This window comes from Acinetobacter sp. HZNU-JH01, assembly GCF_037996845.1.
In the GTDB taxonomy this organism is placed as follows: Bacteria; Pseudomonadota; Gammaproteobacteria; order Pseudomonadales; family Moraxellaceae; genus Acinetobacter; species Acinetobacter haemolyticus.
In genome coordinates, this window is the sequence record NZ_JBBMZX010000001.1 from 3,218,401 (window position 1) to 3,235,075 (window position 16,675).

15 protein-coding genes and 1 pseudogene are annotated in these 16,675 nt (G+C 40.0%); 12 read left to right on the forward strand and 4 right to left on the reverse strand.

Annotated features, from left to right (window positions below; all coding sequences use genetic code 11):
- The first annotated feature begins 35 nt into the window (after window positions 1-35).
- The 12 genes from AAC851_RS15250 (at window position 36) to AAC851_RS15305 (ending at window position 13,326) form a co-directional block, all read left to right on the forward strand.
- Window positions 36-1,388 (forward strand): MFS transporter, encoded by a 1,353-nt coding sequence (locus AAC851_RS15250; RefSeq protein ID WP_005082520.1) that lies wholly within the window; start codon window positions 36-38, stop codon window positions 1,386-1,388.
- A 26-nt stretch (window positions 1,389-1,414) separates the two neighbouring features.
- Entirely contained in the window at window positions 1,415-1,828 is a 414-nt protein-coding gene (gene pcaC, locus AAC851_RS15255; protein WP_005089936.1) for a 4-carboxymuconolactone decarboxylase, read from the forward strand.
- Window positions 1,829-1,838: 10 nt separating this feature from the next.
- Window positions 1,839-2,564 (forward strand): protocatechuate 3,4-dioxygenase subunit beta, encoded by a 726-nt coding sequence (gene pcaH / locus AAC851_RS15260; RefSeq protein WP_005082522.1) that lies wholly within the window; start codon window positions 1,839-1,841, stop codon window positions 2,562-2,564.
- 12 nt (window positions 2,565-2,576) lie between these two features.
- Window positions 2,577-3,206 (forward strand): protocatechuate 3,4-dioxygenase subunit alpha, encoded by a 630-nt coding sequence (gene pcaG, locus AAC851_RS15265; protein WP_161421701.1) that lies wholly within the window; start codon window positions 2,577-2,579, stop codon window positions 3,204-3,206.
- 83 nt (window positions 3,207-3,289) lie between these two features.
- Complete coding sequence (aroD, locus tag AAC851_RS15270) at window positions 3,290-4,123, forward strand: type I 3-dehydroquinate dehydratase (protein WP_171265833.1); 834 nt, start codon at window positions 3,290-3,292, stop codon at window positions 4,121-4,123.
- An 18-nt stretch (window positions 4,124-4,141) separates the two neighbouring features.
- Complete coding sequence (locus AAC851_RS15275; protein ID WP_005082528.1) at window positions 4,142-5,602, forward strand: right-handed parallel beta-helix repeat-containing protein; 1,461 nt, start codon at window positions 4,142-4,144, stop codon at window positions 5,600-5,602.
- Between the two features lie 60 nt (window positions 5,603-5,662).
- Window positions 5,663-6,991 carry a carbohydrate porin gene (locus tag AAC851_RS15280; RefSeq protein WP_125502286.1) on the forward strand — a complete coding sequence of 443 codons (1,329 nt, stop codon included), beginning with the start codon at window positions 5,663-5,665 and terminating at the stop codon, window positions 6,989-6,991.
- A 16-nt stretch (window positions 6,992-7,007) separates the two neighbouring features.
- A complete protein-coding gene (locus AAC851_RS15285) occupies window positions 7,008-9,431 on the forward strand; it encodes a glucose/quinate/shikimate family membrane-bound PQQ-dependent dehydrogenase (RefSeq protein ID WP_340601010.1) in 2,424 nt (807 codons plus the stop codon).
- A gap of 155 nt (window positions 9,432-9,586) precedes the next feature.
- Window positions 9,587-10,087 (forward strand): 2-oxo-4-hydroxy-4-carboxy-5-ureidoimidazoline decarboxylase, encoded by a 501-nt coding sequence (gene uraD / locus AAC851_RS15290; RefSeq protein WP_340601011.1) that lies wholly within the window; start codon window positions 9,587-9,589, stop codon window positions 10,085-10,087.
- Window positions 10,087-10,422 (forward strand): hydroxyisourate hydrolase, encoded by a 336-nt coding sequence (uraH, locus tag AAC851_RS15295; RefSeq protein WP_340601012.1) that lies wholly within the window; start codon window positions 10,087-10,089, stop codon window positions 10,420-10,422. Before uraD ends, uraH begins: the two co-directional genes overlap by 1 nt.
- A 47-nt stretch (window positions 10,423-10,469) precedes the next feature.
- Entirely contained in the window at window positions 10,470-11,846 is a 1,377-nt protein-coding gene (locus AAC851_RS15300) for a nucleobase:cation symporter-2 family protein (protein WP_125502294.1), read from the forward strand.
- 184 nt (window positions 11,847-12,030) lie between these two features.
- Window positions 12,031-13,326: an OprD family outer membrane porin gene (locus AAC851_RS15305; protein WP_125502296.1), complete on the forward strand. Its 1,296-nt coding sequence runs from the start codon at window positions 12,031-12,033 to the stop codon at window positions 13,324-13,326.
- A gap of 254 nt (window positions 13,327-13,580) precedes the next feature.
- On the opposite strand, the gene nadS is transcribed toward AAC851_RS15305, so the two are convergent.
- The 4 genes and pseudogenes from nadS to AAC851_RS15325 all read right to left on the reverse strand — a co-directional run bounded on the left by nadS (window position 13,581) and on the right by AAC851_RS15325 (window position 16,542).
- Window positions 13,581-13,853 carry a NadS family protein gene (nadS, locus tag AAC851_RS15310; RefSeq protein ID WP_005082538.1) on the reverse strand — a complete coding sequence of 91 codons (273 nt, stop codon included), beginning with the start codon at window positions 13,851-13,853 and terminating at the stop codon, window positions 13,581-13,583.
- A pseudogene (locus AAC851_RS15315) lies at window positions 13,846-14,166 on the reverse strand (type II toxin-antitoxin system RelE/ParE family toxin). The gene nadS and the pseudogene AAC851_RS15315 overlap by 8 nt, the downstream one beginning before the upstream one ends.
- A 183-nt stretch (window positions 14,167-14,349) precedes the next feature.
- Complete coding sequence (gene hpxO, locus AAC851_RS15320; RefSeq protein ID WP_075315407.1) at window positions 14,350-15,507, reverse strand: FAD-dependent urate hydroxylase HpxO; 1,158 nt, start codon at window positions 15,505-15,507, stop codon at window positions 14,350-14,352.
- Between the two features lie 321 nt (window positions 15,508-15,828).
- Complete coding sequence (locus AAC851_RS15325; protein ID WP_125502300.1) at window positions 15,829-16,542, reverse strand: FadR/GntR family transcriptional regulator; 714 nt, start codon at window positions 16,540-16,542, stop codon at window positions 15,829-15,831.
- Window positions 16,543-16,675 lie beyond the last annotated feature (133 nt).

Below are 16,675 nucleotides of genomic sequence, written 5' to 3' on the forward strand. Positions count from 1 at the left end.
AGGTTAGAAAGGAACTCGCCTACAAGGAGGCAACTATGGCACAGGAATTTGCTGCTCCCCAAAATAGTATGGATGCACAGAAACTGATTGATCATGCACCAATCAGTAAATATCAGTGGTTAATCGCAATTGTTTGTTTTCTCATCGTTTTTGTAGACGGAATTGATACTGCTGCGATGGGTTTTATTGCTCCGGCATTAACACAGGATTGGGGAATTGATCGCTCACAGCTTGGACCCGTAATGAGTGCAGCTTTAGGCGGGATGATTATTGGTGCACTAGTATCAGGTCCCACAGCCGATCGTTTTGGCCGCAAGATTGTATTGATCGTTTCCATGCTGATTTTTGGGGGCTTTACGCTTGCTTCTGCCTACGCAACGAATTTGGATCAGTTGGTGGTATTGCGTTTTTTAACGGGTATTGGTCTGGGTGCGGCGATGCCAAATGCAACCACATTATTCTCTGAATATTGCCCAACGCGCGTACGGTCATTAATGGTGACCTGTATGTTCTGTGGCTACAACTTGGGGATGGCAACGGGTGGTTTCATTAGTAGCTGGCTTATTCCCAATTATGGTTGGCATAGTTTGTTTTTGTTAGGCGGATGGACACCATTGTTTTTAATGCTTCTGGTGATTTTTTTCTTACCTGAGTCTTATCGCTTCTTAATTGTAAAAAATAAGAATCCTGAGAAAGTACGTCGAATTTTAACGCACATTGCACCATCACAAGTTCAAGGTGTAACGGAATTCCACATCCCAGAAGAGCAATCAAACGTAGCTCAGAAAAAGAGTGTATTTGGCATGTTGTTTTCAAAACAATTTTCCAAAGGCACCGTTTTATTGTGGTCAACCTATTTTATGGGGTTGGTGGTGATTTATCTACTGACCAGTTGGTTACCGACCTTAATGCGTGAAACTGGGGCGACCTTGGAACGTGCTGCATTTATCGGTGGTTTGTTCCAATTTGGTGGTGTACTCAGTGCTTTATTTATCGGTTGGGCAATGGATCGTTTTAATCCGAACCGAATTATTGCAGGCTTTTATTTTGCCGCTGGTTTATTTGCGATTGCAGTCGGTCAAAGCTTAGCAAATCCAACTTTACTTGCTGTTTTAGTTCTATGCGCTGGTATTGCGATCAATGGTGCGCAATCAGCAATGCCAGCTTTAAGTGCTCGTTTTTATCCTACCCAATGTCGTGCAACAGGCATTGCATGGATGACAGGTATCGGTCGTTTCGGTGCTGTGTTTGGTGCTTGGATTGGCGCAGTGTTACTTGGGAATAATTGGTCGTTCACTATGATTTTAAGCATGTTGTTTATTCCAGCAACGGCTGCTGCTGTGGCGATCTTTGTGAAATCTCTAGTTGCGCATACGGATGCAACCTAACTTTCTTTCAATTCGGGACAACGTCAATGAATGATGAACAACGTTATCAACAAGGTCTGAAAGTCCGTACAGAAGTACTGGGTGAAAAACATGTCGGGCGTTCTTTAGAGAACCTGAATGACTTTAACCAAGATTTTCAGAATTTTATTAGTCGATTTGCTTGGGGGGAAGTGTGGTCACGTGACGGTTTACCACGCCATACCCGCAGTTTAGTCACCATTGCCATTTTATTGGCATTGGGGCGAGAAGATGAACTTAGGATGCATTTACGTGCTTGTTTTAACAACGGCGTGACTAAAGATGAACTTAAAGAACTGATTTTACATAGTTCATTGTATGCAGGCTTACCTGCTGCAAATGCTGCAATGCATATGGCAGAAGAAGTCTTTAAGGAAATTGGAATCGAAGTGCAACCCGTTTCGGCACAACCACAGGATTAAGGAGATAGGCATGTTAAATCATACATTAGGTGCGTATCCGCAACGTAATACAGATGATCACCCACCAGCATATACACCGGGTTATAAAACCAGTGTATTACGCTCACCAAAAAATGCGTTGATCTCGATCAATGAAACTTTGACAGAAGTCACTTCACCGCATTTTTCGCCGAATCTTTTTGGTCCTAAAGACAATGATTTGATTTTGAATTATGCCAAAGAGGGTTTACCTGTTGGCGAGCGAATTATTGTGCATGGTTATGTGCGTGATCAGTTTGGTCGCCCTGTTAAAAATGCCTTATTAGAAGTATGGCAGGCCAATGCTTCAGGTCGTTATCGTCATCCGAATGATAAGTTCATCGGAGCGATGGATCCGAATTTTGGTGGTTGTGGTCGTACTTTGACGGATGAAAATGGGTTCTATATTTTCCGTACCATTAAACCAGGTCCATATCCGTGGCGTAACCGTATCAATGAATGGCGTCCAGCGCATATTCATTTCTCATTAATTGCGGATGGCTGGGCGCAACGTTTAATTTCCCAGTTCTATTTTGAAGGCGATACACTGATTGACTCTTGTCCAATTTTGAAAACGATCCCATCTGAAGATCAACGTCGTGCCTTAATTGCGTTGGAAGACAAAAACAATTTCATTGAATCAGATAGCCGTTGTTACCGCTTTGATATTCATCTTCGTGGTCGTCGTGCGACTTATTTTGAAAATGATTTGACTTAATGGAGTAACACAATGAACGCGTGGAATTTTCAGGAATTGAAAGAAACCCCATCACAAACAGGTGGTCCTTATGTACATATTGGTTTGTTACCACAACAAGCCAATATCGAAGTGTTTGAACACAATTTTAACAATCAGTTGGTGAGTGAAAAAACGCAAGGTCAGCGTATTCGTCTTGAAGGACAAGTATTTGACGGACTAGGTTTGCCATTAAGAGACGTGTTGTTGGAAATTTGGCAAGCCGATGCCAATGGTGTTTACCCAAGTCAAGCCGATACACAAGGTAAGGCTGTTGATCCAAACTTTTTAGGTTGGGGACGCACGGGTGCAAACTTTGAAACAGGTTTCTGGAGTTTCAACACCATCAAACCGGGTGCAGTAGCAGGTCGTAAAGGCACAACCCAAGCACCGCATATTGCGGTGGTTGTATTTGCGCGTGGTATCAACCTCGGTTTGCATACTCGTATTTACTTTGATGATGAAGTTGAAGCGAATGCGAATGATCCGATTCTAAACAGTATTGAGTGGGCGACTCGTCGTCAAACCCTAATTGCCAAACGCACAGAAGTGGATGGTGAAGTGGTGTATCGCTTTGACATTCGTATTCAAGGCGAAGATGAAACTGTGTTTTTTGATATTTAAAGTTTTTAAATTTTAAGTGAATAACCAATGATTGCTTGCTCTTGGGAAAGACAGGCAATCCATTAAGGACGATGATGATGAAAATGAAAACACTGGCAGCATTAACACTGCTTATAAGCCCTTTATTTACGGTTCAAATGGTACAGGCACAAGAAAATGTTCATAGCCCAGTTCAATTGGCTGAGCTTGCTAAGTCACCAGTTAAAACGATTGTACCGATTACTGCAAAAACTAAAGAACAAGCAATTGCTCAAGCTAAAGTGATTGCAGCCAATCAAGATGCAGATCTAGCAGAATTTCGTATTGATCTGCTCGATTTTGCTGCTGATACCAAACAGGTAATTGCTTTAGGACACGAATTAAAAAAGGTATTAGGTAATAAACCAGTAATCGCGACCATTCGTACCCATAACGAAGGTGGTCAACTCACTATTAGCGATGCTGATTATGGCAAGACCTATCAAGCCTATTTAAAACAGCCTTTTATGGACATGCTGGATATTGAAATGTTCCGTGATCAGCAGGTGGTCAAAAATACAGTTCAATTGGCACATGATAAAAAAGTGCTGGTCGTGATGTCGAATCATGATTTTAAGAAAACGCCAAGCAAAGATGAGATCGTTAAACGTTTATTGAAACAAGATGAACTTGGTGCGGATATTTTAAAAATTGCAGTGATGCCGCAAAACAAACAAGATGTTTTTACCTTGATGAATGCCACTTTAAAAGTTAGTCAACTTTCAAATAAACCATTGCTGACGATGTCGATGGGCAAACTCGGCACCATTTCAAGAATTGCGACAGCCAATATGGGGGGGAGTTTTAGCTTCGGCATGATTGGTGAAGCATCAGCACCCGGTCAAATTGATGTGACCCAACTGAAACAGTTGTTAAAAACAGTTCAGCCAACAGAATAATTGAAAAGGATTTTTACAATGAACGTTATTTCTTTACGTTTAAGCACGCTTGCAATCGGTTTAGCAGTATCTGGTATGGCAGCAGCTGAAACCTACATCGTAGACCGTTATCAGGACGATACTGAAAAAGGTTCACTGCGTTGGGCGATTGAACAAGCCAATAGCAAGCCGACAGAAACCAGTGAAATTTTGATTCAAGCAGTTGGTCAAGCACCGTATGCAATCAAGGTAAATAGCCCACTTCCTGAAATTAAAGCACCTGTCAAAATCATTGGTACACAATGGGCAAAAACAGGCGAGCATATTGTCATTGATGGTTCAAACTATATTAAAGGTCGTGGCGTTGAAGCGTGTCCCGGCGCTGTAGAAGGGCAGTTTGGAACCAATGTACGTACAACCACTTTACCGGGAATTGTGCTGCGTGACATCAATGGTGTGACCATCCAAGGTTTAGAAATCCGTCACTTCTGTATTGGTATTTTGATGAATCGTGCCAGCAACAACCTGATTCAACACAACCGTATTATGCACAACTATGGTGGTGCAGGGGTGATGTTGACAGGTGATGATGGTAAAGGCAATCCGACTGCAACCACTACCAATAACAACAAAGTTCTCAATAACTATTTCCAAGATAATGGTGATGGCTTAGAGCTAACACGTGGTGCTGCATTTAATTTAGTTGCGAATAACCATTTTATTTCAACTTCAGCAAATCCAGAGCCATCTCAAGGAATTGAAATTCTTTGGGGCAATGACAATGCGGTTGTGGGGAATAAATTTGAAAATTATTCGGATGGTTTACAGATTAATTGGGGCAAACGTAACTATATCGCCTATAACGAACTGACCAATAACTCATTAGGATTTAACCTAACGGGTGATGGTAATATTTTAGATAGCAACAAAATTCATGGTAATCGTATTGGAATTGCGATTCGCTCTGAAAAAGATGCCAATGCACGTATTACATTAACAAAAAATCAAATTTGGAATAATTCAAAGGATATTAAACGCTGTGAAGCAGGCGGAAGCTGTGAATCAAACCAACGTTTAGGTGCAATCACTTTTGATATTCCGGGCTTAGAGCATGCACATTTTGTTGGTTCTCGTGGGCATGGTGTCAAGATTGATCCTGAAAACTTACAAAAAACTTGTCAGCAACCAAATCAACAAGGCTGTAATCCACAACCGAACCAAGCCATTCAAGCACCAAAACTTACACTCTCAAAAGGGCAGCTTGTTGTTGAGGTAAAAGGACAACCAAATCAGCGTTATCAAGTCGAATTTTTTGGAAACTCGATAGCAAGTGCAAATGAAGCCGAGTTCTATTTAGGTTCAGTGATTGCTGTTACCAATACTCAAGGTGTAGCAACAGTTTCATGGAAACCAACTGCTCAAGTTGCCTCCATAACTGCCAATGTGACGGATCATTTAGGCGCCACCTCTGAACTGAGTTCAGCCGTGCGAGTCAAATAACAATAAAAGTAGCACCTTTCCTGAGGTGCTACTTAGATTAGAAAGACAAGGAATTTATCGATGAAACAGCATTTGTTTTTATTTAAAACGACGTTATTGACATTTTCAATTTTATCTGTACAGCATGCTTTAGCAGATCAACCATGGTCACAAGATCGTCAATGGTTATTAGGTGATTGGAATGGACAACGCCAACAACTAGAAAAAGAGGGTTATAAATTTACCGCATCGATTATGAGTCAATCAGCAACCAATTTGGATGGTGGCTACAATGATGACAATGCCTTTAAAAATGCAGCGCAATTATCTTTAGGTGCAAATTTTGACTTAGAAAAAATTGCAGGGTGGAAAGACACGACCGCCAATATCTTGATCACTAAACGAGATGGTAATGCCTTAACTTTAGATCGTATTAAAGATCCACGTTCAAGTGCTTTGGGAAATAGCCAAGAAATATATGGACGTGGCAAAATCTGGCGTTTATCACAAGCATGGATTAAAACTGGTTTTGCGGATAATTCAGTCCAATTCAAAATCGGTCGTATGGGCATGTCTGAAGACTTTAATGGCTCTCAATGTGAATTCCAAAATCTATTACTATGCGGTAGTCAACTTGGTAAATCGATTGGCTCAATTTGGTACAACTTACCTGTAGGTCTATGGGGTGCCAATGTCAAATACCAGTTTGCACCTGAATGGACGCTTGGTGTAGGTGTTTATGAAGTAAATCCTGATAACGTTAAAACCGATAAAAACAGTGATGGGTTTAACTTGGATATGAATAACGTCAAAGGGGCAACTATTCCTGTTGAACTGGCTTGGAAACCTAAACTGACAGCTTTTAATGGTTTGGCAGGTGAATACAAAATTGGGGCACTTTATTCAACTGCTGAAGCGAATGACATCGCGATTGCAGATAAAGTGCATGATGGTAAACATAGCTTTTGGCTGAATGCGCAACAACAATTGACACAGAACGGCGATGATCCAAAGCGTGGTTTGTATGCCAGTGTTAATGTCGTGGTAAACGATAAAGAAACAACTGCAGTTCGAAGTACTCAACAACTTGCACTTTGGTACAAAGGACCATTCGATAGTCGTCCAAATGATTCAATTGGTTTGGGTATTGCAAACTATCTAGTCAATGATCGTTATAAAGATCGTCAAATCGATATCAATCATAGTCGTGGTTACGACCAATATGATGCATTCGCAGCAGATTATGTTCCTGTTCAACGAGATGAGCTCAATGTTGAATTGAACTATACCTATCAGTGGTCACCAGCTGTCATGTTACGACCAAATCTACAATATATCCATCAGCCTGCTGGTGTAAAAGAGGTAGATGATGCTTGGGTTGCTGGCTTGAGCATGCGAGTGAATTTCTAATTTAGGAGTATGACCCATGTCAGAGTCTACCAATAGCCATACCATATTAAAGATATGGTGTTTTATTTTAGGTCTCGCCTTATTGCTTACCGGGCTATTTTTCACCATTGGTGGTGGAAAGCTGATTGCTCTCGGCGGTTCATGGTATTTCATGATTGCAGGTTTATTCACCCTAGCATCTGCGATTTTTATTTTTAAGAAGAAAGCTCTTGGTGTTTGGTTATTTAGTCTTGTTTTTATCGGCACGATTATTTGGTCATTCATTGATGCAGGTTGGGAGTTTTGGCCGTTATTTTCACGTCTAATGTTCCCAGCAGGTATTTTTGCTGCATTGATGTTTACCTTGCCATCGATTCGCCGTTACCAATTCCAATCTAGTATAGATTTACCTGCTTATAGCTTGGGCATATTAACTGTATTTGGAATGATAGTTGGTTTTTATCAAATGTTTCAGCCGCATCCAACAGTTACTGCATCTGGACAGCAATTACCATTGGTACCTGTTGAAACGGATATGAAGCAAACCAATTGGCAACATTATGGTCAAGATGCAGGTGGTAGCCGTTTCGCAGCTTTAGATCAAATTACCCGTGACAATGTTCATCAGTTAAAAGAAGCGTGGCGCTTTCGTACAGGTGACTTCACCACGGGTTCAGGCAATGGCGCAGAGGATCAAATGACGCCTTTGCAAGTTGGAAATAAAGTTTTTTTATGTACACCACATAACAATATTTTTGCTTTAGAAGCAGATTCTGGTAAACAAATCTGGAAGGCAGAGGTTAACTCTAAAGCGGATGCTTGGGAGCGTTGTCGTGGAGTTGCTTATTTTGATACAACCCAGCCATTACAACAGCCAACCCTAGCTGGGGCTACACCAGTAAAAGCGGTTGCAAATAATACTGCATGTTTACGTCGAGTTTATACCAACACACCTGATGGACGTTTAATCGCCGTCAATGCGGATACGGGTGAGCGTTGTAAAGATTTTGGTGTGAATGGAACGGTTGATTTACATAAAGGATTAGGTGAGGGCACAAAAGCACCTCGTTTCCAAGTTACCTCAGCACCAACGGTGGCAGGATCAGTCTTGGTCGTTGGGAGTCGCATTGCTGATAATTTTGCGGCAGATATGCCGGGTGGTGTAATCCGTGCATACGATGTCATTACGGGTGAATTGCGTTGGGTATTTGATCCACGTAATCCTGATCCAAATTATATGCTCAAAGAAGGCGAAATATATAAGCGTAGTTCTGCTAACGCATGGGCTGCATTATCTTATGACCCTGAGATGAATACCGTATTTTTGCCAATGGGTAGCTCATCTGTCGATGTGTGGGGCGGGAATCGTCAACCACTCGACCATAAATACAATTCTTCAGTATTGGCTTTAGATGCAACCACGGGTAAAGAAAAATGGGTTTATCAAACTGTACATAATGATTTATGGGATTTTGATTTACCGATGCAACCGAGTCTTGTTGACTTCCCTATGAAGGACGGAACCAATCAGCCTGCGGTCGTGATTGGAACAAAATCAGGTCAGTTCTTTGTTCTTGATCGATTAACAGGAAAACCTTTAACAAAAGTGATTGAGCAACCTGTTAAACCCGCCAATATTCCTGATGAACAATATAGTGCAACGCAACCGCGCTCAGTGGAGATGCCACAAATCGGCAATCAAACTTTGACTGAGTCAGATATGTGGGGTGCAACGCCATTTGATCAATTGATGTGTCGTATTAGCTTTAAATCTATGCGTTACGAAGGTTTATTTACCGCACCAGGAACAGATATTTCACTCAGCTTCCCAGGTTCTTTAGGTGGGATGAATTGGGGAAGTATCGCGTTTGATCCAAGTCATCAATATATGTTTGTGAATGATATGCGTCTGGGTTTATGGATTCAGTTGATTAAACAAACACCTGAAGATCTGGCACTTGAAGCAAGCGGTGGAGAGAAAGTCAACACTGGAATGGGCGCCGTTCCAATGAAAGGGACACCTTATAAAGTAAATAAAGATCGTTTCTGGTCTAAATTCAATATCCCATGCCAAAAACCACCGTACGGTACAATGACCGCGATTGATATGAAAACACGTCAAATTGCTTGGCAAGTACCAATGGGAACAGTCAAAGATACAGGACCTATGGGCATCAAAATGGGGCTTAAAGCACCAATTGGAATGCCAACCATTGGGGGGCCAATGGCAACCCAAGGTGGTTTAGTATTCTTTGCTGCGACTCAAGACTATTATTTACGTGCGCTTGATTCATCAACAGGGAAAGAGTTATGGAAATCTCGTTTACCAGTCGGTAGCCAAGGTACGCCGATTAGTTATGTTTCTCCTAAAAACGGTAAACAGTATGTGATGATTACAGCAGGCGGTGCACGACAATCTCCTGATCATGGCGATTATGTGATTGCATATAGCTTAGATTAAGTTCAATTCAATCTTTAAAAAGCTGCAATAGGTTAACTGTTGCAGCTTTTTTTTATTTAATGATTCAAAAGTATATTCGTAAATTGGCATATTCATTGCTTAATATAAATAAATCTGGTCTGACCAGTCAGACAGTGATGCAAATTGGAGCAAACATGGATTTGGAACAATTCAATTCATTAAATAATGAGCAGGCATTTGAAGCATTAAAATCATGCGTTCATATTCAATCATGGATTCAGAGCATTATTCAGCAACGGCCTTTTGGTTCAGTTGATGAGTTATATCAAACGGCTGCTTTACAGGCTCAAACATGGCAATGGTCAGAAATATCAGAAGCGCTTGCGCAACATCCACGAATTGGTGAAAAAAAAGCTGCCACGACTTTATCGGAAAGAGAGCAGCAGTTTTCACAAAAAGAACAGGCTCAGCTTGGTGCAGATCAAGATATTCAACAAGCACTGTATCAGGGCAATTTAGCTTATGAACACAAATTTGGTCATATTTTTTTAATTCGTGCTGCAGGGCGTTCAGGTACAGAAATGTTAGCAGAACTTAATCGACGTTTAGAAAACTCAGCTGAACAAGAGCAGCAAGAAGTCAAACAACAACTGAGTGAAATTGCATTAATTCGCTTAAAGCAGGAGATTCAATAATGGCAGGTATAAGTACACACATCCTAAATGCTTCATTGGGTAAACCTGCTGTAGGGGTTTCTGTTGAATTATTTAAGCAAACTTCCCAAGGTGATGTATCGGTAGATAAACAACTAACCGATGCGGATGGTCGTATTAAAGCATTCGCTATTGATTCATTTACACTAGGCAATTATCAGCTCATTTTCCACATTGCCGATTACTTTCAATCTATGGAGGTTGAAAGCTTTTATCCGAGAGTATGTATCGATTTTAAGGTAAGCGAAATTCAACAACATTATCACGTGCCTTTATTGATCAGCCCATTTTCTTATTCCACCTATCGCGGTAGTTAATGACTCGCGATGTAGAAAGTATAAATTTTTATTGAGGAAAGGCCACCATGCACAACGATAAAATGCACAGTGAACCTCGTGCAACCGTTTCAGCGGAACATCAATATTTAGGAATGAATAAAAACATCATTTATGGACTGCAACATGTGCTGACGATGTATGGTGGAATTATTGCACCACCCATCATTATTGGCGCTGCCGCAGGTTTAGAAGCCTCGGAAATTGGTTTGTTGGTTGCCGCTGCGCTCTTTGTCGGAGGCATTGCAACAATGTTACAAACCTTGGGCTTTAAGCATTTCGGTGCAAAACTGCCGATTGTTCAAGGAGTCTCTTTTGCAGGTGTTGCAACAATTTTGGCAATTGTCACCACAGGCGGAGGATTAGCTTCAGCATTTGGCGCAGTCATTGTTGCATCATTGATTGGTTTATTACTGGCACCATTCTTTTCAAAAATTATTCGTTTTTTCCCTCCTGTGGTGACTGGTTGTGTAATTACGATGATTGGTATTTCTTTACTGCCCGTTGCGATTCGTTGGATGATGGGTGGCAATCCAAAAGCCGAAAATTGGGGCGATCCAGCAAATATTGGTTTAGCTGCGATGACTTTAGCGATTGTCATTATTTTCAGTATGTTAAAAAGTCAGTTAATGCGTCGTCTGGCGATTTTAATGGCGATTGTATTAGGTACGATTATCGCTTCATTGGCTGGTTTTGCAGATTTTTCCAAAGTTGCTAGCGGTTCAGTGTTCGCTTTTCCCCACATCTTCCATTTCGGCATGCCAGTATTTGAATTTACTGCCATTCTTTCTATGGTGATCGTAACTTTAGTCATTATGACTGAAACTACAGCAGACATTATTGCAATTGGTGAAATTGTTGGAACCAAAGTTGATTCTAAACGAATTGGAGACGGTCTACGCGCTGATATGTTATCTAGTGCAGTTGCTCCAATTTTTGGTTCGTTTATGCAAACCGCATTTGCACAAAATGTGGGGTTAGTTGCAATTACAGGAATCAAAAGTCGTTTTGTTGTAGCTACTGCTGGAGGGATTCTTGTCGTATTAGGGTTATTACCAATCGTCGGGCGTTTAGTGGCTGCTATTCCAATGCCAGTATTAGGTGGGGCAGGTATTGTATTATTTGGCACCGTGGCTGCAAGTGGCATCCGTACATTGGCAAAAGTTGATTATAACGATCATAAAAATCTGATTATTGTGGCAACCTCATTGGCAATCGGTATGATTCCAATTGCAAACCATGAATTTTATGCTCAATTTCCCAAATGGGTAGGTACGTTATTACATTCTGGAATTAGTTCAGCGTGTATCACTGCTATTTTGCTCAATATTTTATTTAATCATTTACCTTTCACCAAGAAGTCTGTGGAAACAACCACATTACCTGTTAATTCTGGCCACTCATAATCGTATTGAGGTGGCTTGATTTTCTAAATCCATCACACGTTTTAATCATCAACCATTAAAAAATTACTTATTCATTTTTGAATAGGTCTAGGGGAGCTTTTGATTTTAAAAATCAAAGGTTGGGGTTTTGACGACTTAAAAATGAATTGAGTTGATTTTTTAAATGAATCATTAGGGGAATATTATGAAAAATTTTACTTTGAAATCGGTGACTCTGCTTATCGCAATGGGGAGCATGGGCCAAGTTTGGGCTGCGGATACGAGCTTGAATGTTCTGTTTAATTTAGGGCAAGACTGTAAAGTGCAAGATAATTCAGTTAAATCCGTACAGGAAATGCTGGGTTGTGGAGCGATACATGGTGCAGTTAAAACGGCTTATTATTCTTTGAATAATGGTTATTTTGTCAATAATCTTAATCAAGATACGGTTTCCATTGGAGGTTATATTAGATATGAAACAGCACCATTTTACGGCGTACAAGCAGCCATTGGTTATGATCTGCAACGTCGTTTAGATGAGAAAAATAAAAATGATGAAGTATCCGAGTTAAAAGAAGATCGCGATGGCTTGGCGGAAGCCTATGTGACTTGGAAAAATGATTTCGCACGGGTGACGGTCGGTAATCAGCGTCTTAATTTACCATTTATGGGGGATTATGCAGATCGGCGCATTTTAATGGCTTTGTACCAAGCTGCGGATCTCCAAGTGGGAAATAACACAGACTTTATACGCTTAACCAAGGTCAATAAATTTAAAAGTTATGCTGATGATGAATTTACCAAAACCACACGTCAAAATCCTAATACTCAATCAGATGGTGTGTGGTCAGTTGGTGCTGGTAAGAGTTTTGATATCGCCGAAGATAAGAAGCTTAAAGCCCAATTTTGGTATCAAGACTATGATGATTACACGCGTTTGATTTATACCCAAGCAGATTTGTCTTTGCCAAAATTGAATTATTCGCCAGAGTTTTCTATGCAATATATTGCGGGTAGAGATCAAGGGAAAGCTTTGGCTGGAGAGGTTGATAGCCAAATCTTTGGTGTTCAGGCAGCGTTTAAAGTTTTGCCAAAAGCAAGTTTGAAAGTGGCCTATAACTATATCAAACCAGATAGCGAAAGTTATCTAAATGGTGCTTTATTAACGCCATACGCTACTAAAACTTCTTCAGGTGAAATTTTCGCACAACCATTTTTTACCAGTACTCAGGATCTAGGTGCAGGGAATGCTTTTATGACGTCCTTGGAAGGAAAGCTCACAGATCAAGTGATTGCGGGTGCTCGATATTCTTTTATGGATTTGAAAGAGGCCGATCATGTTGCGAGTCGTAATCAGTCTGAGTATATGGTTTTTGGAATTTATAATTTTACAGGCGCTTTAAAAGGATTTAGTGTGAGTAATTTCTTTGGTATCCAAACTTCACCACGTTATGAAAAAGACTTTTTACAAAATCGATTTACATTGAGCTATAAGTTTTAAAGTCTGCTTTATTCCAATTGCCTATTTCAGCTTTGTGAAACCTGTTTTTTTAATATGCTTTCCGTACTTAAAACAGCCAAGCGGGATCACCATATGTTTGATGAAACCTTCAATCCTGCTGAATTAGAAAGCTGAATTAGAAAGTTTTGGTTTTCGATAGCTTAACTTCGTATAAGGTGTACTAGCCCTAATTTGACCTGATAGGCACATGAAAAAATGGATAACTGTCAGATCGGGTTTGGGCTAGTAATAATTTAAATCAGGCTCGGATGTGCATCTAGAATGCGAATCAGGGTTGCTGCTGGCCCTGTTGGATAGCGTCTGCCTTGTTCCCAGTTCTGAAGTGTACGAGGGCTAATATGCAAACGTGCAGCAAATTCTGTTTGGCTCAATCCTGTTTTCTCACGAACTTCTTTAATATCAGGAAGGGTCAGCTCAGTCACTCGACTTGCTTTAACTTCATTACGTTTAATAGCTCCTGCTTCTTTGATCGAAGCAACGAGGTCATCAAATAAGTTATTATCCATGAAATTGCTCCTTCACAAGTTGACATAGGATAGCGGTCTCTTTATCAGTTAGGTTTTCTTTAACAGATTTAGGGTAAGCCAATAGCATAAATATCTGATCATCTTCAGTGATCCAGTAATAAATTACTCGAATGCCACCACTTTTTCCTTTACTGCCTTGGGCACAACGTACTTTACGAATTCCACCACCATTTTTAATGAGATCTCACTTATCTGGCTGAACTAAAAGTTCTTGTTGGAGTTCTCTATATTCATCATCAGAGATAAGCTCTTTGATTTGTTTGGTAAAAATACTGGTTTCAATAAATAGCATGGCGTAGGTACGTCAATGGCGTATTTTTTTATTGTAGTGAATATCGTGAAAAAAAGCTAGTTACTAAGTTGATAATGATCAATAGCTAAAGATTCTCATAAGCTATTTTATAAGGATTTGCCTGATTAAATTATTTAGATAAAAAAAGCCCCCATTGAAGGGGGGAGTTAAAACTTTATGTTATTAATCTAAAGGATTTCCCACAATATTGCTAATAATTCCTTGCATGATGTGTGAACCTTGTTCTGTATAGAGTGATTGATACCATTCTTCAGTCACTTTTTGATCTTTCATATGCGTTACATCACAACGCTTACGAGCACGTAATACCATTTCTTTGGTTCTGTCATTACGTTTGTTTTGGTATCGTTCTAGTGCATCACTTAGCCCAAAAGTATTTATTTGCAAAGCACGTGCCAAGTAGATAGCATCCTCCATCGCTTGGCAACCGCCTTGTCCAATGTCTGGGGTGGTACTGTGTGCTGCATCGCCAAGTAAAACGACACGACCTTTATAAAAATTCATAAAAGGTTCAATATCATGGATTTCAACGCGATTGGTTTTTTGCTCATCTAAACGATCAATCAGTTGATGCACAGGTGGACACCAATCTTTGAAATATTTTTTCAGCTCAGTTTTATATTGATCACGTTGATTGGGTAGGCCTGCTTCTATAGGCACATCAAAAAAGAAATAGAAACGATTTTGTGCTACAGGCATAAGTGAGACACGTTTTCCTTCACCGACATAGGTTGTCCATTGTTGCGCTGGTGCAATTTTTTCATCAATTTCAACTAGCCCATTCCAATTGACATAACCAGCATAACGTCGTTCAACTTGATGGCCGAGTACAAACTTGCGTGTGATGGAGTGGGTTCCATCCGCACCAATTAATAGATCAGCTTGAATCTCGGAACCATCGGCAAAACGAATGCTGACATATTCAGACTGATTTTCAATCTCAGTCATTTTCATGCCTAGCTTAATATTTTCTAAGCCAAATGTTTCCATGAGCAGGCGTTGTAAATCTGCACGTGCAACAGGGTAGGCACGTTGTCCAACTTCTTTGTATAAAGGAGTTAAACTAAATTGAGTCATGGTTTGACAAGTGAGACCATCGATATAGGAAAGAGACTCCATTTCTCCGCCTAAAGCTTGAATTTGATCAGTCAAACCAAGGTAATTTAGACATTTTACGCCGTTCGACCATAGTGATATTGCTGCGCCTACCGGTAAAATTTCTGCTGCTTGTTCATAAATCGTGACCTGATGTCCAAATTTTTTTAAAGCGATACCAGCAGTTAAACCGCCCATACCTGCACCTACAATCGCAATATTCATTGTTCAGACCCTAGTATTCAAAATGATAAAATTTCTAATGAGTCTTAAGCGAGAATTGTGCCAATTTTATTTAGTGGTTTAACAGGTCATACCAGTTATTTTGCGCTACGAAGAAGCGGAAATAGATTGGGTGTTTCGATGTGGTTCAAGGTTTGGATTAAAATAGTGCGTAGGTATTATTGTGGGTAATATTTTTATCTCGGATATGGTTCTCTAAGTAAGTTCTTTTCACATCATCAATCATCAAAATAACAAGGGATGTATGAGTATGAATATCTGATCCAAAACAAATGAATCAAAAATTAGTATCAAATTTGAGCTTTATGATTGCTCATGACGAGAAAAATAAACACCAGCACGTTGAGCAGCGCCAATAATATGTGCCTGCATTGCCTTTTCAGCCGCTAAAGCATCTTGTTTAAAGAGTGCCTGTAAAATCGCATCATGTTCTTTTATGGTTTTAAATGCTAAATTTGGTTGAACAAAAGGAAGAATCTGACTTTTCTTAATCCATTCATTATGCATTTTAAGTGTTTGAATGATTGACTGATTATGACTTAAATCAATGATATGTTGATGAAATACATAATCAAATTCAGAAGCAGCTTGCCAATTTTGTTCTGAGATTGCATCTGCAAGCGCTTCATAGTGTTGTTTTAAAATCAATTTATCTTGTTCAGTTAGATATTCACATGCCAGCAGGGCACAAAACCCTTCAAGTACGTAGCGTAATTGATAAAAATCTTTTAAAGAAATGCGATGTTCACCTTCCCATTGTTCTGCTGCTTTACTGTGTTGTGAGATGACATACACCCCTTTACCAGCCTTGATTTCTAATAGACCTAAAGCGGCAAGGCGGGTCAAAGCTTCACGTAGAGAAGCGCGGCTAATTCCTAATTGCGTGGCAAGATCACGTTGAGAGGGTAATGTAGAGCCAATTGCATAAGTACCTTCCTGAATGCGTTGATGAATGACTTCCACTGCTTGCTCAGTCACTTGAGATGATTTTCCATTGAGCATTGCTTGTGGACTCATAAACATCGTTTCCTAAAAATAAAATGAACAATTTGATTCTACACAAAATTCATAAATTTAAATTGCTTCAAAGCTAAAATTAGATAATTATTTATAACAGGTCAGACCAGTTGGACTGGATTTTGCATAGAAT

Excerpts from the sequence above, each read along its gene's own strand:
- AAC851_RS15285 (WP_340601010.1), top strand. The coding sequence starts at position 7,008 with ATGTCAGAGTCTACCAATAGCCATACCATATTAAAGATATGGTGTTTT.
- uraH (WP_340601012.1), top strand. The coding sequence starts at position 10,087 with ATGGCAGGTATAAGTACACACATCCTAAATGCTTCATTGGGTAAACCT.
- AAC851_RS15280 (WP_125502286.1), top strand. The coding sequence starts at position 5,663 with ATGAAACAGCATTTGTTTTTATTTAAAACGACGTTATTGACATTTTCA.
- pcaC (WP_005089936.1), top strand. The coding sequence starts at position 1,415 with ATGAATGATGAACAACGTTATCAACAAGGTCTGAAAGTCCGTACAGAA.
- aroD (WP_171265833.1), top strand. The coding sequence starts at position 3,290 with ATGAAAACACTGGCAGCATTAACACTGCTTATAAGCCCTTTATTTACG.
- hpxO (WP_075315407.1), bottom strand. The coding sequence starts at position 15,507 with ATGAATATTGCGATTGTAGGTGCAGGTATGGGCGGTTTAACTGCTGGT.
- AAC851_RS15305 (WP_125502296.1), top strand. The coding sequence starts at position 12,031 with ATGAAAAATTTTACTTTGAAATCGGTGACTCTGCTTATCGCAATGGGG.
- AAC851_RS15300 (WP_125502294.1), top strand. The coding sequence starts at position 10,470 with ATGCACAACGATAAAATGCACAGTGAACCTCGTGCAACCGTTTCAGCG.
- pcaH (WP_005082522.1), top strand. The coding sequence starts at position 1,839 with ATGTTAAATCATACATTAGGTGCGTATCCGCAACGTAATACAGATGAT.
- nadS (WP_005082538.1), bottom strand. The coding sequence starts at position 13,853 with ATGGATAATAACTTATTTGATGACCTCGTTGCTTCGATCAAAGAAGCA.
- AAC851_RS15325 (WP_125502300.1), bottom strand. The coding sequence starts at position 16,542 with ATGAGTCCACAAGCAATGCTCAATGGAAAATCATCTCAAGTGACTGAG.
- pcaG (WP_161421701.1), top strand. The coding sequence starts at position 2,577 with ATGAACGCGTGGAATTTTCAGGAATTGAAAGAAACCCCATCACAAACA.
- uraD (WP_340601011.1), top strand. The coding sequence starts at position 9,587 with ATGGATTTGGAACAATTCAATTCATTAAATAATGAGCAGGCATTTGAA.
- AAC851_RS15275 (WP_005082528.1), top strand. The coding sequence starts at position 4,142 with ATGAACGTTATTTCTTTACGTTTAAGCACGCTTGCAATCGGTTTAGCA.
- AAC851_RS15250 (WP_005082520.1), top strand. The coding sequence starts at position 36 with ATGGCACAGGAATTTGCTGCTCCCCAAAATAGTATGGATGCACAGAAA.